Source organism: Corallococcus sp. AB011P (assembly GCF_003611605.1).
Lineage (GTDB): Bacteria > Myxococcota > Myxococcia > Myxococcales > Myxococcaceae > Corallococcus > Corallococcus coralloides.
In genome coordinates, this window is record NZ_RAVX01000022.1 from 26,886 (window position 1) to 51,797 (window position 24,912).

Below are 24,912 nucleotides of genomic sequence, written 5' to 3' on the forward strand. Positions count from 1 at the left end.
GTCGAACCAGGGCGTGTAGGGCCTCTTCGGCCGGGCGCTCGAAAGCGATGCGCCCCTGGACGCCCCCTGGCCGGAATCCTGACGACGCCATTTCCGGGCCTTTTTCCGGGGCCTTACGGGCCGTGTCGGGCCTCTATGGAAGCGACCCACCGCGTCATCCGCGGGCCCGTGAAAAAACGTGTCAGGAAACGCAGGGGGCCGGAGTCAGGGGTTCTGGTAACCAGTCGGAGGCTGTTCGCGGATGCAACGTGTTAATTTGCCGCGCCACATCCCCGTAACCCAACCTCTCGGGACGAGGACCTCCCGGGACAGCCTCCAGGGTCTTCCGGTGTACGAGCAGCTCACGGATGAGGAATTGTTCGCGGAGGTGACCCGGCGGCGCGCCACAGGCGAGGCCGTCGGGACTCCGTTGGGGGCCTTGTGCGCTCGGTGGGCGCGCCCGGCCCGTTACGTCATCGGCAGGATTCAGGGCAGCTACGGACGCGGTTCGCCGGCGGACGCCGACGAGCTCTTCCAGGACGCGGTGGGGAAGTTCCTCGACCGGGGCCTGGATCAGTTCCGGGGTGTGTCCGAGCAGATGCCGGGCAGGAGCGCGTCTCCCAAGACGTTCTTCCTGCGCATCGTCAAGCACGTCGCCATCGACTTCTACCGGCGGCACCGGGAGGAGCTGGCGCCCGCGCCGGCGTCGCCCGACGACGTCATGGAAGAGACCCCGTCCGAGGTGGCCCGGGCGGTGGAGGGCGCACGGCGTCGCGAGGAGCGCGCCGAGGCGCAGGAACTGTATTGGGCCGCCTACGCCAGGCTCCAGCAGGAGCATCCAAAGGAGGCTTCCGCATGGGAGCTGTATCACCACGAGGACGTGGAGGATCACGAGGAATGTGCACGTCGTTTGAACATCAGCGTGGTGAACTCGTACAAGCGCGTCAGCCGCGCCCAGGCATACCTGCGTTTGTACCTGCTGGAGTTGCAGCGGGACGGACTGCCGGAGGAGCCGTCGTGACGTCTCGCGGAGGCCTGAAGTCCTCCGCCTCGCCCGGGATGTCGCGATGAAGGGCGACGCGCTGTCCCGCTACCAGGCCCGGTACGCGCGCCTGGGCGCGGGCCCCCTCGCGGTGGGTGAGCTGTTGGAGATGGTAGGGGATGTGCTGCGCCGCTCGGACCGGCTCGGCACCGACGGGGTGGAAGAAACCTTGAAGGGCCTGGGCCGCCCCGAAGTGGAAGCCTGGCTTGCGCAGCAGAAACCGCAGGCGCTCCAGCCGTTGCTCCTGCGTGCCGCCGAGGAGTCGATGGAGGTGGCGCTGGGCGAGGAGGGTGAGGAAGCGGAGCTGTGGCGCGCGTCCGCGCTGGAAGGACTGGCCGCCCGGGACCGGGCCGCCTCCGCCGCCCGCGCGCTCGTCACCTGGGAGATGTTGAAGGGCCCGCTGGACGGGGACGCGGCCGCCGCTCGCGAGCGCTTCCTCGGGGCGCTGGGCCACCTGGACTCCTCGCTGCGTTCCCGGGCGCGCTGGTTCATCCCGCTCAATACCGAGCGCCGCGCCGAGCGCGACCTGCTGGACCCCGTGGAGCGCCCCGGCGCCTGGTGGTTCTCCGCGAGGGCCGGCTGCGATGACCTGGTGGCGTCCTGGACGGGCCGCCCGATGAAGGACCCGGAGCACCTGAAGGACTGTGCCAGTTGTCGCGCGGACCGCGCGGACACGGCGGTGGTGGACACGCCCCCGCGTCGCCACCTCACGGATGACGAGCTGTGGCGGCTGGACTCAGGGGAGATGAGCCGCGAGGAGCGCGAGCGCGTGGAGGCCCACACGGCCGGCTGCGGCGAGTGCGCCCAGGCCGTGCTGGCGCTGGAAGAGGGCGACGCCGCCATCGACGAGGCGCTGGAGATGGATGAGGAAGGCGCGCAGCTCCCGCGCGTGGCGCGTGACTCCCGCGCGGACGTGGCCCGGCGCCCCAGCGCGGCCCGCCTGCCGGAGCACCGCGAGGTTCTGGAGGAGCGGCGCGACTTCCGCGTGGTGCTGGTGCGCGAGCGTCAGCGGGTGCGGCTGTTGGTGCAGCCCCTGGGCACGCGCGCCGTGACGGCCGCCGTGTTCCTGTCGCCCGGACGTCCGTCGCTCAAGCCGACGCAGGGGCCGGAAGGATTGTCCTTCGACCTGTCCACGGCGGCGGCCACCGGCGCGCACGCGGCCCACCTGACGGTGCAGGCCGGGCAGGAGACGTTGGAGCGCGACTTCGCGTTCTGAGTGAAGCGCGGAGCGGCGGAAGGTGGGAACCTTCCGCCTTCGCTCTGCCTCACTGGAGCTGGGAGGCGGGCAGGTTCCGGCCGGACGAGTCGTACGGCTGGGCCGAGCGCACTGGCCGGCTGGGCATTGGGAGGGGGCCCCGCGAGGCGCCGGCCCGCACGCCGCCGGACAGGAACGCCGCCACGAGCTGCGTGAGCGGCGGCCGGGTGGCGAGCGCCACGCCGCACACCTCCAGCCACTGCCGTTCGAAGCGCCCCGTGGTCTGCCGGTACGCGTTGCATCCCTGCTGCGTGGAAGCGCTCAGGTCCCGTTCGAAGCGCTGCTCATCGGTGCCCCAGCGGATGCGGAGCGAGTCCGACGCGAGCCGGATGAACAGCGGCTCTCCACCCCAGGTGCCCTCGATGAGGGTGGCGGAGCCGCCGGCGCGCACCTTCACCGAAAGGTCCCGCCGCTCGTAGGTGCCGTTCACCTCGATGCCGTGCTCGAAGAGCTCGTCGCCGAACTCGCCCTTCCACGAGGGGCCCTTGCCGAGCACGAGCGGCGTCGCCGTCCGCACGCGCTGCGTGTCGAACCAGGCGGTGCCGACCCTGCCCAGGGGCGTGTTCGCCTTGGGCAGGGGGCCGTCCTCCAGGCCCTGGGGACCGGAGGGCAGGGGATGGGGAGCGGCGAGCAGGTCCGTGGTCTTCACCGACGCGTCCACCGTTTCGAAGCGCACGCCACCGAGCCACGCCTGACCGGCGCCGCTCATGATGAGGCCCGCCATGATGGTGGTGGCCTCCTTCGGCACGTCCAGCACCACCTCGTGGCGCTTGCAGCCGTGGGTGCCCACCAGCGCGCGCGACTGCATGTTGTCGAAGGCGAGCGGCTGCTTGGGGTCTGGGCCCTCCACGCGCATCCACAGCCCCGCCCAGCCCTTCACGTCCTGGTGGCGCACGGCCGCGGAGAAGCGCAGGCGCTTGCCCCGGAAGTCCTGCGCGCTGAAGGCCTGCATGAAGGTGCCGAAGCTGTCCGTGGCCTGGGTGCGCGAGCGCAGGAAGGCGCTGCGCGTGCCCTCGCACGGGGAGGATTCATCCACGCCCGCCTCGTAGTGCTGGGGCGCGCTCTCCGTCACGTACCAGCCCTGCGGCAACTTCGTTCGCGTGGCGTCCGGCGCGGCGGGCATGCCGCCCGACATGGCGGGAGGCGCCGTGACGGAGGCCTGCTCCGGAGCGGACTTCGGTGCCGTGTCGGCGGGCGGGGTCTGGGCCGCCGCGAGGGGCGCCCAGAGCGCGAGCAGCAGGCCGGGGATGCGGGTTCGAAACGCCATCACGAAAGTCCTCACAGGGCGGCCGGCCGCGAGCTCAGCGCCACCGCGTTCAGTCCGCTGGACGCGTCGTAGCGGGGGACCTCGCCCTGCCCACCGGGGTGATACACGAGCAGCCCGCGCGCGCTCGCGGACCTGAGGCAGTGCTCCTGCGTGGACAGGTCCGGGCACGCGACCACGATGCCCCGGGGCGCCTCGTCCCCAATCTGCGTGTCCTGCGCCGCGACGACCGGCGCCTCCACGGGCGTCACGGACGGGGAGACCGCTTCCCCGCCGGGCCGCAGCATCAGGAACACGGAGGCCGCCACCGCGACCAGCGCCGCGGCGACGGCGGCAGGGCGGTGCCAGCGCGCGGGGCGCACCACGACGGGGGCGCCCGGCGTGGCGGCGGCGACTTCGTACAGCTGCTCCTCCAGCAGGGCCTCCTCCTGGAGCAGCCGGGCGCACGGCTCGCACGTGAGCGTGTGGGCCTCCAGCTCCGCCTCGGCTTCGGGCGGCAGCGCGCCCAGCAGGTACTGCTCCGTGCGGTCGCGGGTGAGGTGGGGCGTGGGCCTGATCATGGTTGTTCCTCTTCGAGCGCGGTGCGCAGCTTCTTGCGGACCTCGCACAAAATCTGTCGCACGCGCTGGACGGACAGCCCGACGCGGGAGGCGACCTCGGCATGGGGAAGCCCCTGGCCGTCACAGGCCAGGAGGAAGACGTTGCGCGCGCCCGGTGAGACCTGCTCCAGCGCGTCCCGGGCCCGGGCGAGCTGCTCCTCCGACACCAGGCGCTTCTCCGCGGACTGCGCGGGGTCCACCGGCTGCTGCCGCTCCGGCAGGTCCTCCACCGTGCCGTCCACCGACTCGCGCCGCGCGCGCCGGGCGTCATCCGCCGCGAGGAACGCCGCCTGCGCGAGCGCGAGCGCCGGCAGCCGCAGCTCCGTGAGCAGGCCCCGCTGCTGCTGCTGGATGAGGCGCGCCCACGTCTCCTGCGCCAGCTCCTGGGCCCGGTCCACCCGGATGCCCCGCGCGAGCAGCGACACCACCACCCGGCGCTGGTGCCGCACGATGAGCGCGTCCCACGCGGCCCGCTCTCCCGCCAACGCGCGCCGGGACAGGGACTCCTCGTCCGGCGCCGCCGGCCGCGCGGCCCTGCCTGTGTCCTGCCGCGACTGGAGGGTCGTCATCCCCAAGCCCTGTACGGCTGCATCCATGCCGTCTTCCCGTTGCGAGCCGCGCTCGTCCCCCGGAGGCCGTTCCTGGCCCGGGGTTCCATGGAAACGCAGCTCCATGCCGGACATATCGACGGGAATGGGCAAGGGGGGCGGGGTGGGGGAATGTCAGTTGGTGGCGGGGCTCTCGCCAGAGGCCCACTGCTGGTTGGAGACACGCACGACGCCCTGGCAGCGGGCGCACACCCGGCCTTCCGCGTCCATCAGCTTCGCGGAGGCGAAGAGGGTGGACGGGCCGCCGTTGTCGATGACGGCCTCCACCCGGAGGTGGTTGCCGGTGGCGGGGCGCTCGAAGCTCATGGACAGCTGGACGGTGGCGCAGCGGCGGGTGGGGTCCCGGAGCGCCGGGGTGCAGCCGATGGCGAAGTCGAAGAGGGCGGAGAGCACGCCGCCGTTGACGGCGGAGGCCCCCAGGCCGCCCCGGTGCTGCGGCTGCACCTCTGGAAGCTCCACCACCACCATGCGTCCTTCGGGGAAGGACATCCGGGCGCCGAAGTGGCGCAGGGTGAGGCTCTGGTTGAAGAGCTCCGCGAAGCGGTCGAGCTGGGCCTGGGACGGGCGGGACGGGGTGTCGGACATGGGCGGTGGACCCTTTTATATCCCACGCTCCTGCCCGTCCCGAGGGCGGACGGCCCGGCGGGCGGCAGGCCTGGCGGAAGACCCGGCACCGGCGCGCGAAAGACGTTAGAAGACGGGGTTCTTCCCCTTGGTGGAACCCTCCGTGAACGCCCACGAAACCGCCCTCCTCGAAGACCTCAACCCGCCCCAGGCGGAAGCCGTCCTCCATGGCGACGGCCCCCTGCTCGTGCTGTCGGGCGCCGGCAGCGGCAAGACGCGCGTCATCACCCGCCGTGTGGCCCACCTGGTGAAGGTCCGCCGCGTCTTCCCGTGGCGCATCCTGGCCGTCACCTTCACCAACAAGGCCGCGCGCGAGATGCGCGAGCGCCTCACCCAGCTGCTGGGCGCGCAGGCCAACGACCTGGTGGTGAGCACGTTCCACTCGGCCGCGGCGATGATCCTGCGCCGCGAGGCGGAGGCCGCGGGCCTCACGCGGTCCTTCCTCATCTACGACGACGGAGACCAGCTCAACCTGGTGAAGCGCGCCATGCGCGACGCGGGCGTGGAGCCGGTGATGCAGCCGCGTGAAATCCTGCACCGCATCGACCAGGAGAAGAACGCCGCGCGGCTGCCGGAGGACATGCGCGTGGAGCAGGAGGACGTGCGCGGGCAGATCGTCAAGCGCGTGTACGCGGGCTACCAGAAGCTGCTGCGCGCGGCGAACGCGGTGGACTTCGGGGACCTGCTGCTGCTGCTCGTGAAGCTCTTCCGCGACCGGCCGGACGTGCTGGACCGGTACCGCACGCGCTTCATGCACGTGCTGGTGGACGAGTTCCAGGACACCAACCCCGTGCAGTACGCGTTCCTGCGCCAGCTGGCCCCGCCGCCGTCCGCGAACCTGGTGGTGGTGGGCGACGACGACCAGTCCATCTACCGCTGGCGTGGCGCGGACGTGGACAACATCCTCCAGTTCCCCATGCAGTACCCGGGCGCGAAGGTGGTGAAGCTGGAGCAGAACTACCGCTCCGACCAGAACATCCTCACCGCCGCGCACGAGGTCATCTCCAAGAACCCGCGCCGCATGGCGAAGAAGCTCTGGAGCGAGCGGCCCAAGGGGGAGAACCTGGAGCTGCTGCTTCACCGCGACGAGCGCGCGGAGGCGCAGGAGGTGGCCCGGCGCATCCTGGCCGTCCAGCGCGAGGGCTTCATCAAGTTCTCCAGCATGGCGGTGTTCTACCGGACCAACGCGCAGAGCCGCGTGCTGGAAGAGGCGCTGCGGCTCGGGCGCGTGCCGTACCAGCTGGTGAGCGGACGCAGCTTCTACGACCGCGCGGAGGTGCGTGACGCATCCGCGTACCTGCGGCTGATGGTGAATCCGCGCTCGGACGCGGACCTGTTGCGCGTGCTCAACGTGCCGGCGCGCGGCATCGGTGACACCACCGAGGAGCGGCTGACGGACTTCGCGAACGAGCAGGGCCTGAGCCTCTACGAGGCCCTGGGCGAGCGCCACCGCATCCCCTCTCTCAACGCCACCGCGCAGAAGCGGCTGGGCGGCTTCCACCAGCTGCTCCAGTCGCTGCACGCCTTCTCCCTCACGGCGAAGGACGCGGCGGGCGCGGTGGACCAGATGCTGAAGGAGTCGAAGCTGGTGGAGACGCTCGTCGCCGAAGGCAGCGACGAGGCGCTCACCCGCGCGGAGAACCTGAAGGAACTCCTGGGCGCGGCGCAGGAGTTCGACCTGAAGCGCGCGTCCGACATGGTGGCCTCCGCCGCCGCGCTGGAGGCGCGCGAGGAGGAGGCGCCGGAGGGCGTGGACTCCGCGCCGCTCACCGCGGACGTGCCGCCGCTGCAGGCCTTCCTGGAGCAGATCAGCCTGGTGGGTGAGGCCGACGCGGAGGTGAGCGAGGGCCGCGTGGCGCTGATGACGCTGCACGCTGCCAAGGGCCTGGAGTTCGACGCCGTGTTCCTCACCGGCCTGGAGGAGGGCGTCTTCCCTCACTCGCGCGCGCTCAAGAGCGACGACCCGGACGGCGGCGAGGAGATGGCCGAGGAGCGGAGGCTCTGCTACGTGGGCTTCACCCGCGCGCGCAAGCGGCTCTTCGTGAGCCTGGCGCAGTGCCGCTCCCTCTTTGGCGAGCTCAAGTACAACCCGCCCAGCCGCTTCCTCGCGGACGTGCCGCAGGCCTTGTTCGGCTTCAAGGAGAACGACCTGCCGCCTCCGCCGCGCGCCGCCGCCATGCCGCAGCGCCGCCGCAGCTGGGACGACGACGAGACGGGCCCGCGCGTGGACCGCAGCTATTCGCAAGCCTCGTCCGACATGGACGGCGTGGGGGGCGACGTGCGCGGCATGCGCGTGCGCCACGAACAGTTCGGCTCCGGCCGAATCGTCGCCGCGGAGGGCAGTGGCCCCAACGCCAAGGTCACCGTGGAGTTCGGCGGCACCGTGGGCCTCAAGCGCGTCATCGCGCGCTTCCTCATCCCGGGCTGAGCACCCGGCGGATCCGGTGCCGGCAGCGGTTTCCAGTATTCATGTGATACGGGGCCCGGCCGGCCGGTGTACGGATTGACTTCCTGACGCTTCCCCAGTGGGATGACCTCCAACGAACGGAGGCGCTTCCCCCCATGGCGCTACGTCAACGATGGTGGACTTCCGCGCTGCTCGCGGGTTCCTTGAGTTTCTTGAGTGCCTGCGAAGGCCAGATTTCTGACGCGGCGAATCCGCGCAATCCTGGCCCTGGCGGGACGAACAAGCCTCCCCCTGCTGGCGTGGAGCAGGCGGCGCGCTCGGCACGCGTCGCGCGGCTGACGCATGCGCAGTGGGTGAGCAGCGTGAAGGACCTGCTCAAGCTGGACGCGGCGCCCACGGCGCTGGCGCAGTCGTTCCGCGCGGATCCGTCCCAGAGCGGCTTCCTCTTCGACAACGACGCCCGCGCGCTGTCGGTGGACGAGGCGCTGTGGGGTGCCTACCAGCGCGCCGCGGCGGACCTGGCCGGGCAGGTGGCCACGGACGCGACGAAGCTGGGCAAGCTGCTGCCGGCGGGCAGCACCACGGACGAGGCCCGCGCGAAGGCGTTCGTGGAGTCCTTCGGCCTGCGTGCCCTGCGCCGCCCGCTGACCGCGGACGAGGTGGAGACGTACCTGAAGCTGTACCGCCAGGGCCCGCAGGCGTACCCGACGATGGCCGCGTTCCAGGGCGGCCTGCGGCTGGTGCTGGAGGGCTTCCTCCAGTCGCCCCTGTTCCTCTACCGCGTGGAGCGCAGCACGCAGGCGGCGGACGGCAAGGTGCCGCTGGACGCGTTCGAGGTGGCGTCCCGCTTGAGCTACGCGCTCTGGAACTCCATGCCGGACGACGCTCTGTTCGCCGCCGCTCGCGAGGGCATGCTGGCGAAGCGCGAGGGCGTGGCCTCCGAAGCGCGCCGGATGATGGCGGACCCCCGGGCGCGCGGCGTGGTGGACGCCTACCACCAGGCCGTCTTCGACGTGCCCCGCTACGCGAGCATCCGGCCCAACACGACGCGCTTCCCCAACGTCACCACGAAGCTGGCGGAGGCCGCGGCGAAGGAGAACGCGCTCTTCGTCCAGGACGTCGTCTTCGGGCGCAAGGGGCGCTTCGCGGACCTGCTCACGTCGCGCGACACCTTCGTCAATGACGAGCTGGCGCGCATCTACGGCCTCACCGGGACGTTCACCGCGGACTTCGTGCCGGTGACGCTGGACGGGACGCAGCGCCGGGGCGTGCTCACGCAGGTGGGCTTCCTCGCGTCGCACGCGACGTCCCTCGACCCGGACCCCATCCACCGCGGCGTGTTCCTGTCTGAGCACCTGCTGTGCCAGAAGATTGGCGCGCCGCCGGCCAACATCCCCGCGCTGCCCTCGCCCAATGGCCGCACCAACCGCGAGGTGGTGACGTCACACACGGAGGCGCCCGGCACGGTGTGCGCGTCCTGCCACTCGACGCTCATCAACCCGCTGGGCTTCCCGTTCGAGAACTTCGACGCCGTGGGCGGCTACCGCACGACGGACAACGGGCATCCGGTGGACGCCTCGTCGGCGCCGGGCATCGGCGGACAGAAGGTGTCGGTGAAGGACGCGCTGGACCTGGCGGACGCGCTCGCGACCACGCAGGCGGTGCACGAGTGCTACGCGCGCCACTGGGTGGAGTTCCTGAGCGGACGCCCCGCCGTGGCGGAGGACGACGCGCTGGTGGCGCGGCTGGGCAAGCTGTCGCAGTCCGGTCAGCTGCCCATCGTGGACCTGGTCGTCGAGGTCGTGACGGGCGTGGGCTTCGTGACTCGCCACCCGGAGGAGCTGCCGTGAAACTGAGCCGTCGACGCGTGTTGCAGGGCCTGGGTGGGGTCATGCTGGGGCTGCCGGTGCTGGAGGGGCTGTTGCCCCGCAAGGCCCAGGCGGCGGAGCCGGACGCGCTGCCCTTCGCCATCTTCCTTCGCCAGGCGGATGGCGTGGCCGCCGCGCAGAGCACCTCCGAGCTGGGCAATGAGCCGGAGCGCTTCTGGCCGGAGCCGCTGGGCAACCTCTCCACCACGACGCTCGCGGGCAAGTCGCTGGTAGAGCTGGCGGACCACCGCGCGCGCCTGCTGGTGGTGCGCAACGTCAACATGAAGGACTACAACTACGGGGACGGCCACGCCCGCGGGGCGCTGCAGTGCCTCACCGCGCGGGGCCCCGCCGTGGAGGGCGTGGGCGGCGACTCCGAGGCGTCCGGTGAGTCGCTGGACCACCGCATCGGCCGCGAGCTGAACCCGCAGAAGCGCGACTCGCTCTACCTCTACGCGGGGCAGGCCGGCGGGTGGCTGGGCGGCCCCTGCATCTCCCACCGGGGCAGCGCTTCGCGCCGGGCCGCGCTGCACGACCCGTGGGTGGCCTACCAGACCATGGTGGGGGGCCCCGGGGGCCTCTCGCCGGAGGCGCGCGAGCAGATGCTGGTGCGCCAGAAGAGCCTCAACGACCTGGTGTCGGGCCAGCTGAAGGCGCTCCAGTCGCGGCCGGAGTTGAGCAGCACGGACCGGCAGCGCCTGGACCTGCACCTGTCCAACGTGCGCGACCTGGAGGTGGCGCTCAGCTGCCGCGCTCGCGCGGACGAGGAGCTGCGGCTCCAGCAGCAGGCGCCCGGCTACAGCAGCACGGACGGCGACGAGGTGCTGGCCACGGTGCGGCTGCACATGGACATCGCGGTGCTGGCGGTGGCGTGCGGCACCACGCGCTCGGTGGCCATCCAGGTGGGCAACGGCAACGACAGCGCCACGCGCTACCGCGACCCCACGACGGGGCAGCTGATGGAGAACTTCCACTACATCTCCCATCGCCGCGCGTCGCACGACGCGTCGGGCGGCATCATCGCCGGGTCGGACGTGCTGCACTCGCGCGTGGACGCGCAGTTCGCGCAGACCTTCAACTACCTGCTGGACCAGCTGGCGGCGTACGCCCTGCCGAACGGCAAGAAGCTGGTCGACCAGGGGGTGTCCGTCTGGTTCAACGACCTGGGCAACGGGCCGGCTCACTCGGCGCGCCACATCCCGTTCATCCTGGCGGGCAGCTGCAACGGCTATCTCAAGCAGGGCGTGGCGGTGACGGCGGCGGGCGGCAACAGCAGCCCCAACCTCAACAAGATGCTCAACACCCTTGGCGCCGCGGTGGGCCTGAAGAACGCGGCCGGCGGGCCGCTGGACGACTTCGGCGACCCCACGCTGCCCAAGGGCCTGCTGACGGAGCTGCTGGCTTGAGCGGCCGTTGACCCGATTCGCCTCCGCCTTTCCTCCTTTGTTTTCGAACAGAGGAGGAAGGGATGTTCCCAGCAATCCGCAAGGCCTTCACCGCGTCGCTCGCTTTTGTCTCCCTGCTGTCCGCCGGTCCGGCGGCGGCGCACGGCTCCATGGAAGTACCGCTGAGCCGCGTCTATGGATGTTTCAAGGAAGGGCCGGAGAGTCCCAGGTCCGCCGCGTGCAAGGCCATGGTGCAGGCCGGTGGGACGCAGGCGCTGTATGACTGGAACGGCGTCCGGCAGGGCGCCGCCAACGGGCGTCACCGCGAAATCATCCCCGACGGCAAGCTGTGCAGCGCCGCCAATGAGAGTCACAAGGGATTGGACCTGGCGCGCACGGACTGGCCGTCCACGCTCATCACCCCGGACAGCAGCGGCCGCTTCGAGTTCGTCTTCCACGCCACCGCGGTGCACGCCACGGGCTACTTCCAGCTCTTCGTGACGAAGGAGGGCTACAACCCGGCGCTGCCCCTGAAGTGGTCGGACCTGGAGTCGACGCCGTTCTGCAACGTCACCAACGTGTCCGCGGTGAACAACCGCTACCGGCTCAACTGCCCGTTCCCTGCGACCCGGACGGGCTCGCACGTCATCTACGCCATCTGGCAGCGCGCGGACAGCCCGGAGGCCTTCTACGCCTGCACGGACGTGAAGTTCAGCAACACGCCGCCCCCGCCGGTGTCGTGGAAGGAATTGGGCCAGGTGCAGGCGCGCGAGGACCTGCCCAAGTCGAGCAAGGTGACGTTCCGCCTCTTCGACAGCGCGGGCCGCGACGCCGAGTCGTATCCGCTGACGCTCGATGTGGCCACGCCCGCGGCCACGTGGATGTATCGGCTGGCGCAGCAGGTGAACGCGGGCTCCAGCCGCGTGCAGGTGGGCGTGCTCCAGACGACTGGCAGCGTGACGCCGGTGCAGGACGCGCTGGGCAACCGCGTGTACGCGAAGGAGACGGGCTACTCGTTCCAGGTGGACATCGAGAAGCCGTCCACCGGCGGATCCGCGCAGTACAAGTACCCGGCGGGCATCGACAGCTACACGGCGGGCACGTTGGTGGAGGGCACCGACGGGCTCATCTACCGCTGCAAGCCCTTCCCGTACTCCGGCTGGTGCAAGGGCGCGGCGTCGCACTACGCGCCGGGCACGGGCATGGCCTGGCAGGACGCGTGGGAGCGCGCCAACTAGCCCAGGCGAAGTCCGCGATGTGGGTGCGGCGCCCCTTCAGACTCACGTGACTTGGAGTGGATACGTCGTGACTCCGAGTGATTTCCGTGGCCGTTTCGTGGCTCAGGGCTTCCCCCCATTTTCTTGGGATTTCGACACTGTATACTGGTGGACAATTACGCTGATCATGGAACACACGGGGGGAAAGGTCTGAGTCTGTCCAGACCCTCCGCCATGAGCGTGATCCTTTCGCCGGCAGCACGCCCCCACGGGTGCTGACGGCGGGAGTTCCCCTGCATGCTGTGGAGTCAATTCCATGCCCAAGCCGTGGCCCCGGTGGCCTCTGCTCCTCGCCGGTTTCTTCTCGGCGAGCTCATCCCTCGCGGCTGAGAAACTCACCCCTGTTGCCCCATCCACGCTGATGCAGCTCCAGGTCCGGGAGCCAGCGCGTGTGGCGCAATCCCTGGCAAACCTCAAGGCGCAAAGCCTCAAGCTCGGGCTGAGCTCGCGGGACGATTTCCAGCTGTCCAGCTCCAGCACGGACTCCTTTGGCCAGACGCACGCGCGCTTCGAGCAGACATACCAGGGCGTACCCGTGTGGGGCGCCATGGCCATCACCCACCAGGGACTGTCCGCGGAGGACATCCGCATCACCACCGACGGCCTGCGCAAGGGCATCCGCCTGGGTGTGACGCCCAGGCTGGACGCGAAGTCCGCGGTGACGAAGGCCACCCAGGAATTGGCGCCCAAGGGCGAGTTCGCCGTCACGCCGAAGAGCGAGCTCATCGTCTACCCCCTGACGCGGCTCGTGAACCGCTACCCCGGCAAGCCGGTCGCTGAGCAGAACGCGGCGGACTTCGACACGCAGGTCGTCAGCTACCGGCTCGCGTACCACGTGCACACCGAGCTGGAGAACGCGAAGGACGGCGTCAAGCACACGGACTTCATCGTCGACGCGCAGTCGGGCGAGGTGCTGAAGCAGTGGAACTCACTCCAGACGGCCGCCGCCAAGGGCCTCGGCCACTCGCAGTACAGCGGTGACGTCCCGTTGGACGTCTTCCAGAACGCCCAGGGCCTCTTCGAGCTGCGCGATGTCACGCGCGCCGGCGGCGAGGGCATCCGGACCTACGACGTCAACCACGCCGCCGTGCAGAACGGCGTCATCCCCACGCTGACCCTCTACACGGACGCCGACAACGTCTGGGGCGACGGGCAGAACTACATCGTGGGTGCCAACAACACCCTGAGCACCAACGGCCAGACGGCCGCCGTCGACGCGCACTTCGGCCTGCTGGCGACCTGGGACTTCTACAAGAAGATCCTCGGCCGCGACGGTATCGACGGCGTCGGCTCGCCCACCTACAACCGGGTGCACGCCAGCAACCTCTACAACAACGCCTTCTGGAGCGACGGCTGCTTCTGCATGAGCTACGGCGACGGCTCGTTCCCGGCCGCCGGCGGCTTCAGGTCCCTGGGCGTGCTCGACGTGACGGGCCACGAGATGTCCCACGGCGTCACCTCGCAGACGGCCAAACTCATCTACGACGGCGAGTCCGGCGGCCTCAACGAGGCCAACTCGGACATCTTCGGCGCCCTGACGGAGTTCTGGGTGGCCAACGGCCGCGGCAGCACCATTGGTGACACCGGCGGCAACTGGCTCATGGGCGAGCAGCTCAGCGCGTTCCCGCTGCGCATCATGTTCCGCCCGTCGCTGGACGGCGCGAGCGTGGACGCCTGGTACCCGGGCCTTGGCAACATCGACGTGCACTACAGCAGCGGCCCGATGAACCGCGCCTTCTACTTCCTGTCCCAGGGCGTGCAGCCGCTGGCGCTCAGCACCGACTTCTCCAGCACCTACCTGCCCGCGGGCATGAGGGGCATCGGCAACGACAAGGCGGCGGCCATCTGGTACCGCGCGCTCACCGTCTACCTGTTCCCGTCGTCCAACTACCTGTCGGCCCGCACCAGCAGCCTCCAGGCCGCGGCGGACCTCTTCGGCTCCCAGTCCAACGAGTACCGCGCGGTGCAGAACGCCTTCGCGGCCATCAACGTGGGCTACACCGCCGGGACGTATGATGACCGCACGGCCCCCACCGTCGTCGCGAGCGTCGCTGGCAGCGCGCCTGTCCTCCAGTTGAAGGCGCAGGCCGACGACAACGTCGGCGTGGCCCGCGTGGAGTTCTTCGTCGACGGCGCCCCGGCGGGGATCGTCTCCGCCCAGCCGTACCAGCTCCCGCTGGACGCCACCTCGCTGACCAACGGCGCGCACGCGCTGGTGGCGGTGGCATTCGACGCGGCCGGCAACTCCACCGCGTCCGCTCCGGCGAGCTTCACCGTCTCCAACAGCTTCGATCAGCTCCTGATCAACCCGGGCTTCGAACAGGACACCCTGGGTTGGACGGATGACCCGTCGAACATCAACTTCCCGGTCTCCTCCGGCCCGCGCAACGGCCAGGGCTTCGCATGGCTCAACGGCTATGGCACGACGCACGTCGACCGGCTGTGGCAGGACGTCACCCTTCCCGCCGGCGTCACCAAGGCCGCGCTGACCTTCTTCCTCAACATCACCACCTCCGAGACGACGACCACCGCCGTGCGCGACACGCTGACGCTGCAGGTGCGCGACACCTCGGGCACGGTGCTGGGGACGGTGGCGACGTGGTCCAACCTGGATTCGACGCTGGGCTATACGCAGCAGAGCGTGGACCTGACGGCCTACGCGGGCCAGACGGTGCGAATCTTCCTGGAAGGCAGCGAGAACGCCTCGCTCGCCACCAACTTCCATGTGGATGACTTCTCGCTGCGCGTCACCCGCGCGGCGGACGCCGAGGCGCCCCGGGTGGCGGCCAACGTGGTCTTCTCCGGCACGCGCGTGGGCTACTTCGCGGACGTGTCCGACAACGGCTTCGTCAACGCGGTGGAGTTCCTCGTCGACGGCGTGTCCCTGGGCAACTCGGTCAAGTCGTTCACCCGGGTCGTCAACCTCTCCACGCTGACGGCCGGCGCGCACACGCTCGTCGCCCGGGCCACGGACGCGGATGGCAACGTGGGGGATTCTCCCGCGGTGACGTTCTACGTGGACACCACGTCCACCCAGCTCGTGCTCAACCCCAGCTTCGAGGCCTCCACGAACTGGACGAGCGCGACGACGCAGTCGGGCTCGACGGGCATCCTCACCAGCGCGTCCTTCGCGCACACCGGCAGCCGCATGTACGTCTTCTATACCAACGCGGGTCCGGCGCGGCACTCCGTCCGTCAATCCGTGGCCATTCCGGCGACCGCGACCTCGGCCATCTACAGCTTCTGGCTGCGCCTCTACAACGGTGCGTTCACCGACGCCGTGGCCCGCCACACCATCAGCGCGAAGCTGCGGGACTCCGCCGGCACCGAGCTGGCGACGCTGAAGACGCTCTCCAACCTGGATGACACCGGCGGGGAGTACCGCCTGCACCGCTTCGACCTGACCTCGTACAAGGGCCAGACGGTGCAGTTGTTCTTCGACGCGGACCAGACGGCGGTCGCGCAGGTGACGGGCGGAGTCACCCAGTTCTTCCTGGATGACGTCAACCTGGTCACGTCCACCCAGGCGGACATAGAGAGCCCCACGCTCTCCGTGGCGGTCGAGGGCAGCTACGGGACGGTGCAGCTCACGGCCTCCGTGAGCGACAAAGTCTGGACGTCCAGCCTCGCGTTCCTGGTGGACGACGCCCCGGCGGCCTCGTTCACGGACGTCCAGGGCGTCTACGCGAAGGCGTTCGACACGAGGAGCCTGTCCAACGGCCCGCACCAGTTCAAGGCGGTGGCCACGGACAAGGCAGGCAACGTGACGGAGCGCACGGTGACCTTCGAGGTGCGCAACTCCACCCTCCAGGACCAGGGCGCGCCGCACATCACCGCCAGCGTGGAGGGCCTGTTCGAGACCTACGCGATGCGGGCCGAGGCCACCGACGACACGGGCGTTGTGTACGTGGAGTTCTACGTGGACGGCGCCCTGAAGGGCCGGGTCTCGTCCGCGCCGTACACGCTGCCGCTGTTCCCGATTCCGCTGGCGCCGGGGGAGCACATCCTCGAGGCGGTGGCGTACGACGCCTACGGCAACTCGGCCAAGGCGACCACGCCCTTCACGCTCCTGCCCGTCACGGTGGAGTTCCTGGAGGCGCAGCACGTGGTGCCGGTGGGTGGCTCCGTCGCCTTGCAGGCGAACGTGGCGAACGTGGTGAACACGGAGGTGACCTGGTCCGTGGCGGAGGGCCGCGTGTGCGGCACCGTCAACGCGGCCGGCGTCTACGCGGCGCCCGTGGCCCGTGGCCTGTGCCACGTGTCCGCGGCGAGCGTCGTGGTACCGACGGCGAAGGCCGTGGCGGCCATCCAGGTCTACACGGGCGACATCAATGGCGACAACGTCGTGGACGGAGAGGACATGGGCCTGCTCGCGCAGGACTACGGCACCAACGGCTCCGAGGAGACCAACCTCGACGGCGCCGGCTCTGTGAACGACAACGACATCACCCTCTTCGTCAGCCAGTTCGGACGGTAATTCCCCATGAAAACGTGGATGAAGCTCATTGTTCCGCTCCTGATTGGGGCGCTGGCGGCCTGCTCCGACCCCGACTCGGGGCCGGTGACGGTGACTCCGAAGACCGTCACGGTGAAGGCCGGTGAGAAGACGACCTTCAGCGCTTCGGTGAAGGACGCGAAGGAAACGCGCGTGCTCTGGTCGGTGGAGGGAGGCGACTCCCGCGGCACCATCAGCAGCTCGGGCATCTACACCGCGCCGGCCGAGGCCGGCACGTACACCGTGGTGGCCACCAACGCGGTGGACACCTCGAAGAAGGACACGGCCACCGTCAAGGTGGAGGCAGTCCAGACTCCGACGGTCATCGTGAAGGTGACGCCGGAGGTGGTGACCATCGGGCAGGGGACCGTCACGGACCTCACGGCGGAGGTCTCCGGTTCCTCCATCACCGCGGTGCAGTGGTCCGTGGAAGGTGGCGACGAGAACGGCACCGTCAGCAGCACGGGCCGGTACACGGCGCCGAGCAAGTCCGGCACGTTCACCGTGACGGCCACCAGCGTGGCGGACCCGACGAAGAAGGGCTCCGCCTCCATCACGGTGGAGCCGGTCGTCGTCGAGGAGGTGAAGCTGACCGTGAGCCCCACGTCGGGCAGCACGACGTGGGATGGCACGGTCCAGCTGACGGCCCAGGTCTCCGGCACCAACAACCTCGCGGTGCAGTGGTCCGTGGAGGGTGGTGACGCGAACGGCTACGTCAGCAGCACGGGCGTGTACCGCGCGCCGAAGAAGACGGGCTCGTTCACCGTGACGGCCACCAGCGTGGCGGACCCGACGAAGAAGGCCACGGCCACCATCCGGGTGGACCCCGTCGTCGTCGAGACGGTGGTGGTGACGGTCTCTCCGAAGACGGGCACGGTGGCGCAGGATGCCGCCTTCTCCCTGTCCGCGCAGGTCACCGGGACCAACAACCTCGCGGTGCAGTGGTCCGTGGAGGGCGGTGACGACAACGGCACCGTGAGCAGCACGGGCGTGTACCGGGCGCCGCGCCGCGATGGCACGTTCACCGTGACGGCCATCAGCGTGGCGGATCCGACGAAGTCCGACTCGGCCACCCTCACCGTGAGCGGCGTCGTCCTTCCGACGGTGACGGTGACGGTCTCTCCGAAGACGGCCACCGTGGACCAGGGGGGTGCCGTCAACCTCGCGGCCGAAGTCACGGGCAGCTCCGTCGTCGCGGTGACCTGGGCCGTGGAGGGCGGTTCGGCCAACGGCAGCGTCACCAGCGCCGGCGTGTACACCGCGCCGAACAAGCCGGGCACGTACACCGTGACGGCCACCAGCGTGGCGAATCCGTCGCAGAAGGACTCCGCCGTCATCACCGTGCCCGTCGCCGGCACGGTGAAGTACGTGGACCCCACGGGTACGGGCTGGCGCCTGGTTCGCAACGCCAGCCTGTCCTCGGGCAACACGCTGGTGCTGGACCTGGTGGGCCCCACGGGTCAGTCCGGCCGTGGCGCGGACCTGAAGCTGGGGCTGGATGCGGACACCGCGTCCTGGTCCACCGTGGACGGCTCCGAGTACGTGGCCAACGCTGGCTACGACCTTGGCACCGCGCCCCAGTTGCTCAAGTCGGCCGTGAAGGGCGGCATGCTGAGCGTGGGCGTGTACCAGAAGGGCGCTCCGGCGCACGCGTACAACGGCGCGCTGCTGTCCGTGGCGCTGACCGTGAAGGCCAGTGCCGAGACGCCGGCCGGTACCGTGGTGCCGCTGACCGTCCTCAAGGCGCACGCGCTGCCGGCTTCCGGCTCGCTGCAGGTCATCAACGTGGCGGTGGGCACCATCACCACCGCTCAGTAGTCCGGAGCCTGAAGCAGTGAGAGCGGCGGCCTTCCCCAGGGAAGGCCGCCGTTTTCATTGATGCTACGGAGGGGCGGCCTCCACGGTGAAGGTCACCTCGCCCCGGGGGGGAATCCGCACCTTCCGGGGCGTGAAGCGGGGCCCTTCTTCCGGGTCGGCCGCGCGGGCATCCAGCAGGTACTCGCCCGGTTCGACACCCCGGATGACGAGCGTGCCCCCTGGGGCGAAGTCCTGGTAGCGGGTCATGGGAAATCTCCCCACCTCCTTCAGCGAGACGAGCGCGGGCAGGGGCGTTCCGTTCGTGTCCTGCGCCAGGAGCCGCACCGTCGCGGCGCGGTCCAGGGCCACGGTGAGCGTGTCCACGCGGGCCGTCACCTCCTGCTCGAAGGGGCGCGTGTTCCGGCTCTGGAGCGACAGGGTGAAGGGCGGGGGCGGCAGCTGCGACAGGGTGTAGACACCGTCGCGAAGGGAGACGCTCCGGGGACGCGACATCGCGCGGGTGATGTCGGAGTCTCCTGGCTCGGTGAGGGTCGCGCGGAAGGATTCCAGTTGGGACAGGGCTTCGCCGGTCTCCGCGTCGTGGACCGCGAGCCGCAGCGTCCAACCAGGGTCGAGCGTCAGCACGCCCAGGTCCAGGTCCACGCCTTCCGACAGTGTCACGGCGCGCTCCAGTGGCATGAAGCCGGGGGCCGTCACGGTCAGCATGGCCGGGCCCGCGGCGGAGAACGGAACCTCGAAGTCGCCGTCCGGCGACTCGGTGGACTGTCCGAAGTCGTGGCGGCCAGTCACCTTGAACGAGGTGACGGCCTGTCCTCCCGGATCCACGACGCGGCCCCGGATGCGTCCGTCGCGCTCCAGCACGAGTTGGAGGGGATCCGCACCGGAGTCCACCCAGAGGCTGCCTTGCTCCGCGTTGGGTTCGCCTCCCTGTGAGCGCCCGGGGCGGAAGGTGTAGCCCGGCAGGTGGGCCCACAGCGCGTAACGGGGGGCCACGAGCCCTCGCAAGGTGAAGCGTCCGTCCGGACCTGTGCGGAGTCCGGAAGGTCCGTCGTCATCGACGTCGCGCCACTCCGATGAGGCGCTCTCCGGGAGCTCCGCCGTGATGGCGACGTCCGCGAGCGGCTGTCCCGCCCCATCCACCGCGATGCCGGAGCGCTCACGGCCTGCTTCCATGCGCAGGGACACGTCCCGGTGTTCGCGCGCCTGGAACGTGATGGGCTGGGACACGGATGCGTCCATCAGGTCTCCCTGGACAACGGCCTCCAGGAGGTACGTGCCCGGGGCAATCCCTTGCAGATGGAAGCGCCCCTGTTCGTCCGTCAGGGTCTGGCGCGGCTCTTCGTATGGCGCGTCCTCCTGCGCCTCCGTCCCCAACGTCACGGTGGCTGCCCGCAGCGGCAGCCCTCGCGAATCGGAAACGGTGCCGGACACGGAGGCGCCCCGGTCCAGCACCACGACGACATCCCGCGAGGGGACTCGCACCGCGAGGGTTTGACGCTGGAAGGATGGATCCTCCACGGACAGCTCACCCGTCCCCGCGCGCTTCACGTCCAGGACGAAGTGCCCGGTGGCATCCGAGCGACGGGCGCCACCTGCGTCGATGTCGTCCCTATCGCCCAGGCGATTCCCTGACAGCGTCAGGAGGATGCCCTCGACTGGAGCGCCTGACGTGTCGACGACGCGGCCCTCCACGCTCTGTGCGCGCCGGAGCGTGAAATCCAGGGGCGCCATGCCCTGCTGGAGCTTCTGGGCATGCAGCTCCACGTCCAGGTGGTGGGGCGCGAGGATCCGGAACGTATGCGGCCCGGGACGCGTGGGGCCCAACTGGTATCGGCCCCCCGCGTCCGTCACGGTGGTCGCCTCGGCGGTGACGGGACCGCCGTCTTCCCGGTAGGTCTCCACGCGTGCGTTGGGAATGGGGCTGCCGGCGTCATCGCGCACCGTGCCCGTGACGAACACGCCGGGCTGGAGCCGCAGCTCCACGTGCTCCAGGGGCGGCGTCACGTCCAACGTGGCGAACGCGCCCCCGGACTCCGCGGTGAGCTGGTGGAGGACGGCGGGCGCGGTGAAGCGGAAGCGGCCCTCCCCATCGGTCGTGGTGCGCTGGGTGGACGCCGTCGCGGTGTCACCATCGAGGTGCACCAGGATGCCCGGCACCGGCGCGCCGTCCACGGAGAGAACCTGTCCTGAGAGCGAGAGCGCACGCGCGAGCACCACGGGCTGCATGGCGGTGAGCGATTCGACTTCCGGCTTGAACCACGGAGACCGGCCCTCCGCGGTGACGATGGCGGCGTAGTCGCCCTGGGGGAGGGGACCCACGACGAAGCGGCCCTCGGCGTCGGTGGCCGCGTCGAAGAAGCGCGTGTGCCAGCGGGAGACGAGCGTCACCCGCGCTTCGGGGATGGGGGTCTTCCGGTCCGTGTCCGTGACGGTCCCCTCGAAGAGGATGCCCTGCTCCAGCGTCAGCACCACGTCGTTCGAGCCCACCGCCACGCCCCCCTGTGACACCGCGCCCGTGTCGCCCAGGGCCCAGAGCGTGACGAGGCCCTCGGGCAGCCCCTCCAGCACGAAGCGGCCCTCCGCGTCCGTGGCCGCCTCCGCGAACACGGGGGCTTCGCCATCACGGGCCTCCACGGACTCCCACTGCATGCGTTCGGAGTCGAAGCTGCACGCGCCGCTCTTGAGGGCCGGAGCCCGCGCGTCGTCCTGGCCGGAAGGATTGGGACAGGACCGCTCCGACAGCGTGACTCCAGGCTCCACGCGGGAGGCGGAGACGCGCACACCCGCGGCCGGACCATGGGTTCCCAGCACGCGACCCGTGATGCGCGCGGTGCCCGCGGGGCTTGGTGGCGTGGTCACTCGTGTCGCCCGAGCCGCCGGCTTCGTCGCGGACGACACCGTGGTCACGGGCGAGTCCTTCGCGGACGAAGGCGCCTCGGTGTTCCACAGGAGGAAGGCGAGGAGCGCGACGACGGCCAGCGCGGCTCCTCCCAGCCAAGGCTTCAGTCCCCCAGGTCCGCCATTCCCCATGCGCGGCAGGATAGCGGGCCCCTGCGTCGTGAGTCAGCGCGCGAGGGGCATCCACACCGGCTTCACGTCGCGGGACAGCGTGCCTTCGGCGGGCACTTCCAGCTCTTCGCGATGGACGCGGTCCTTGTCTCGCGTGCTCGCGATGACGGTGTAGTGGCCCTTGGGGACGCGGCGGAACGTGACGGACGTGCCGGTCCATTCCGCCACGGGATGCTGCTGGAGACGCAGGTGTTCGAAGGCCCTGGGGCTGTCGGGGAAGGGCGCCTGACCGGGAAACAGCAACGCGAGGTCGACGTCCGGCGGCAGCCGCAGCGTGACGGTGGTGCCGGTGCCAAGCTCGTCGAAGGTGACGCGGACTTCACCCGAGGGCGGGACCTGCACGGTGCGGGGCGGGAAGAGGGTTTCACTGGTGACCTCCATCAGCCAGGCATTCACCGTGTAGAGCCCTGGGGGAATGGCCCGGAGGGTGAATTCTCCGGAGGCGGGACTGCGTTGAAGTGTCAGGCCGTCGGAGCGTGTGAAGACGAGCTCGGCACCCAGCGGCTGGCCCCGCGCGTCGCGGACGTAGCCCGTCACGCGGGCGCCGGAGTCGAGCGAGAGCGTGATGTTGTCTTCCGCTTCGCCCACCGTCACCCGCGCCGGCAGGTGGAGCTGGGTGTCCACCTCGAGCGTGAACGCGGCGGAGGGCAGGTGCTCCAGCCGCAGCGAGCCATCTTTTCGCGGCACCGCTCCGGTGGCGGGCAGGTAGGGCGGGCCGTCCGCGACGCCATCGCCATGGATCCGATAGCCGATGGCGACGGTCGCCCACTGTCCGGAGTCATCGCGCACGCGTCCGGTGAACGGCTCGCCCGTCGCGGCGTCACGCAGGAACACCTGCACCGTCCGCCCCCGCGTCAGCGTGAGCGTGCCCACGTCCACGTCGCCATCTCCGCCTGGGGTAACGGAGCGATCCACCGGCGCGTAGCCCCTGGCGCGCACCACGAACCGCTGGGCGCCGGTGGCCTCGGGCAGGGGCAGGTCGAAGCGCCCCTCCGGATCCTTGTACCGGCGACCGTTCACCTCGAAGAACTCCAGCTTCGCGCCGTCCTCCGCCACCACCCGGCCGCGCACATGCGGGATGCGCCGCAGCACCAGCCGGACCTCCGCCGTGTCCTTGTCCACGATGACGGTCTCGTCCTCGCCCGCGTGGACGCCCTGGGACAGGGCGCCGTCGATGCGGTGCTCCGCCAGCGTCGCGCTGAGCGTGTAGCGGGCCGCGCTCAACGAGCGCAGGGTGAAGTGGCCTTCGGCATCCGTGCGAACGCCCTCCGGAGCCCTTCCTATCGATTGGGCACCGCGATAGCGGGGCCGGTCCGCGGACAGCAGCTCCGCGCGGACGCTGACGCCGGGCAGGGGCAGGCCCTGGGGATTCACGACGGTGCCTCGCAAGGTCCGGCCTTCCTCCAGCCGCAGCGTGACGGGCGGCGCTTCGCCTGTCTGGACCTCCAGCGGTTGGGAGGCATGGACGTCCACGGCCTGTCTCGCGAGGGTCGCCTCGGCCACATAGCTCCCGGGAGGAACGCCCCGGAGCGTGGCCTGTCCCCGGGCATCCGTGACGCCCGCGTGGTGGGACTCGCCGCGCGCATCCTGCTTCCACAGTTCCACCCTGGCGCCGCGCACTGGGGCTCCCGCCGCGCTCAGGACGGTGATGGTTACGCGGGCCCCTCGGCGCAGCACCAGCCGCACGTCCCGCGATGGACGCTCCACCGTGAAGTGTTGGGGGACGAAGGCCTCGTCGGAGACGCTCAGCCACGCGGGCCCCGCCTCGTCCGAGTCCAGGATGAAGCGCCCCGCTTCGTCCGTCACGGTGGACTCCCGTGAGACGTCGACGATGACGGAGGTCACCGAACCAGGATGGAGGCTGACCCCGCGCCCCGCGAGCGGCTGGCCCGCCTCGTCGACGAGGATGCCCTCCACGGAGAGGGCGCGCGGCAGGGTGAAGTCGAGCGTCTCCTCCGCCTCACCGAGTTCGTAGTGTTCCGGCTCATCGTCGACGTAGTGCTCCGCGCGGACCGCCACGAAGTGCGGCAGCCGGAAGAGCGGGCCCAGCCGGTAATGCCCCTGCGCATCCGTGACGGTCTGCCCGCGCGGGGACGGCGCGTTCGCGTCGTGGAGATCCGCCATGACCCGTGCGCCGGGAATCGGGCGTCCGTTCTCATCACTGACGGTGCCCTGGAGGACCATGCCGGGCCCGAGCGTGAGGACGATGTCCTCGCGTGGCGCTGTCCTGAGATGGGCCAGCCCGTCATGCGCCGCCGTCTCCGCGAAGAGCTGACCGGGCACGTCTTCGAAGGAGGGAAAGGAGAAGCGCCCCTGCGCATCCGTGAGTGCGGTGCGCGACTCGGGCGCGGCGCTGGGCGTGTATAGCCGGACGGAGACGCCGGGCGCGGGAGCTCCCTTCGCCGTCACCACCGTGCCCGCGTACTTCGCGGGGCGGTCCAGGATGAAGGTGTCCTCCTCCAGCGGATCCGCCCGCATGCGCAGGTTGGGGCCGCGGCCGGAGGCCGTGACGAGGATGCCGTAGTCGGCCGGAGGCACGGGCCCGATGCGGTAGCGTCCATCCGCGCCGCTGGTCGCGGGGAAGAAACGCGTGTGTTCGTGGGAGAAGACGGTGACGCGCGCGCCCGCGATGGGCTCGGTTCCCGCCGGCCCGTCCAGGACGACGCCCTCGAAGAAGGAGCCTTCATCGAGCACGAGGAGCACACCTTGCTGGCCCGTCGTCACGTCCGGGCGCATCGCCACGTTCTGGCCGCTGGAGGCATGGGGCGTGACGGTTCCTTCGGGAAGTCCGTCCAGGACGAAGGTGCCATCCTCCGCGCTGGTGGTCTCCGCGACAGTGGGGGCATCTCCTTCGCGCTTGTCGACCTGATCCACCAGCTCGTCGAAGGCTTCGTCCCAGCACTGCATCAGTCGGCGCGTTGTCTCAGCGGGTGCGTCCTCGGAAGGAGGACAGGAGCGCTCCGACAGCGTGACCTCGGGTTCCACTCGCGAAGCGGACACGCGCACGCCCACGACAGGACCTTGCGCATCGCGCACCACGCCCGTGATGCGCGCGCTTCCAGTGGATGGGGTGGAGGAGGGGCCCGCGCTGAAGCGGGTAGGGAACCCGGACGCGGTGGTCGCCCCGCGGGCCGAGGACCCTGGAGCACGCCCGCGTTCGTGCAGGCTGAAGAAGGCCAGCAGCAGCAGGCCGACGATGCCCGCCAAGGCGAGCCAGGCTCC

General features: G+C 70.4%; 14 protein-coding genes. 8 read left to right on the forward strand and 6 right to left on the reverse strand.

The genetic code is table 11. From position 1 onward, the window contains the following. Nucleotides 1-328: 328 nt before the first annotated feature. Both D7X30_RS34790 and D7X30_RS34795 read left to right on the forward strand, forming a co-directional pair. A complete protein-coding gene (locus tag D7X30_RS34790; protein ID WP_120567277.1) occupies nucleotides 329-1,000 on the forward strand; it encodes an RNA polymerase sigma factor in 672 nt (223 codons plus the stop codon). A gap of 46 nt (nucleotides 1,001-1,046) precedes the next feature. Further along, complete coding sequence (locus tag D7X30_RS34795) at nucleotides 1,047-2,237, forward strand: anti-sigma factor (RefSeq protein ID WP_120567278.1); 1,191 nt, start codon at nucleotides 1,047-1,049, stop codon at nucleotides 2,235-2,237. Nucleotides 2,238-2,286: 49 nt separating this feature from the next. On the opposite strand, the gene D7X30_RS34800 is transcribed toward D7X30_RS34795, so the two are convergent. The 4 genes from D7X30_RS34800 to D7X30_RS34815 form a co-directional block, all read right to left on the reverse strand. Next, a complete protein-coding gene (locus D7X30_RS34800) occupies nucleotides 2,287-3,543 on the reverse strand; it encodes an AraC family transcriptional regulator (RefSeq protein WP_120567279.1) in 1,257 nt (418 codons plus the stop codon). Between the two features lie 11 nt (nucleotides 3,544-3,554). Then, nucleotides 3,555-4,100, reverse strand: coding sequence for a zf-HC2 domain-containing protein (locus D7X30_RS34805; RefSeq protein ID WP_120567280.1), 546 nt, complete (start codon nucleotides 4,098-4,100; stop codon nucleotides 3,555-3,557). Further along, entirely contained in the window at nucleotides 4,097-4,735 is a 639-nt protein-coding gene (locus D7X30_RS34810) for an RNA polymerase sigma factor (protein ID WP_120567281.1), read from the reverse strand. The genes D7X30_RS34805 and D7X30_RS34810 overlap by 4 nt, the downstream gene beginning before the upstream one ends. A 126-nt stretch (nucleotides 4,736-4,861) precedes the next feature. Then, on the reverse strand, nucleotides 4,862-5,332 hold the full coding sequence (locus D7X30_RS34815; RefSeq protein ID WP_120567282.1) for a PaaI family thioesterase: 471 nt from the start codon (nucleotides 5,330-5,332) through the stop codon (nucleotides 4,862-4,864). A 142-nt stretch (nucleotides 5,333-5,474) separates the two neighbouring features. Between D7X30_RS34815 and D7X30_RS34820 the strand changes: the two genes are divergently transcribed. From D7X30_RS34820 to D7X30_RS34845, 6 genes are all read left to right on the forward strand, one after another. After that, nucleotides 5,475-7,799 (forward strand): ATP-dependent helicase, encoded by a 2,325-nt coding sequence (locus D7X30_RS34820; RefSeq protein WP_370039198.1) that lies wholly within the window; start codon nucleotides 5,475-5,477, stop codon nucleotides 7,797-7,799. 191 nt (nucleotides 7,800-7,990) lie between these two features. Next, the gene (locus tag D7X30_RS34825) at nucleotides 7,991-9,628 is read left to right on the forward strand and encodes a DUF1592 domain-containing protein (RefSeq protein ID WP_233591977.1); all 1,638 of its coding nucleotides are present in this window, start codon (nucleotides 7,991-7,993) and stop codon (nucleotides 9,626-9,628) included. Then, complete coding sequence (locus D7X30_RS34830) at nucleotides 9,625-11,052, forward strand: DUF1552 domain-containing protein (RefSeq protein ID WP_120567284.1); 1,428 nt, start codon at nucleotides 9,625-9,627, stop codon at nucleotides 11,050-11,052. Before D7X30_RS34825 ends, D7X30_RS34830 begins: the two co-directional genes overlap by 4 nt. 62 nt (nucleotides 11,053-11,114) lie before the next feature. Next, nucleotides 11,115-12,269 (forward strand): lytic polysaccharide monooxygenase, encoded by a 1,155-nt coding sequence (locus D7X30_RS34835; RefSeq protein ID WP_120567285.1) that lies wholly within the window; start codon nucleotides 11,115-11,117, stop codon nucleotides 12,267-12,269. Nucleotides 12,270-12,699: 430 nt separating this feature from the next. Beyond that, a complete protein-coding gene (locus D7X30_RS34840; RefSeq protein WP_158619441.1) occupies nucleotides 12,700-16,785 on the forward strand; it encodes a M4 family metallopeptidase in 4,086 nt (1,361 codons plus the stop codon). 18 nt (nucleotides 16,786-16,803) lie between these two features. After that, nucleotides 16,804-18,621, forward strand: coding sequence for a hypothetical protein (locus tag D7X30_RS34845; RefSeq protein WP_120567287.1), 1,818 nt, complete (start codon nucleotides 16,804-16,806; stop codon nucleotides 18,619-18,621). Between the two features lie 63 nt (nucleotides 18,622-18,684). On the opposite strand, the gene D7X30_RS34850 is transcribed toward D7X30_RS34845, so the two are convergent. Further along, nucleotides 18,685-21,528 (reverse strand): carboxypeptidase-like regulatory domain-containing protein, encoded by a 2,844-nt coding sequence (locus D7X30_RS34850; protein ID WP_147443396.1) that lies wholly within the window; start codon nucleotides 21,526-21,528, stop codon nucleotides 18,685-18,687. A gap of 156 nt (nucleotides 21,529-21,684) precedes the next feature. After that, on the reverse strand, nucleotides 21,685-24,897 hold the full coding sequence (locus tag D7X30_RS34855; RefSeq protein WP_158619442.1) for a carboxypeptidase-like regulatory domain-containing protein: 3,213 nt from the start codon (nucleotides 24,895-24,897) through the stop codon (nucleotides 21,685-21,687). Nucleotides 24,898-24,912: the final 15 nt, after the last annotated feature.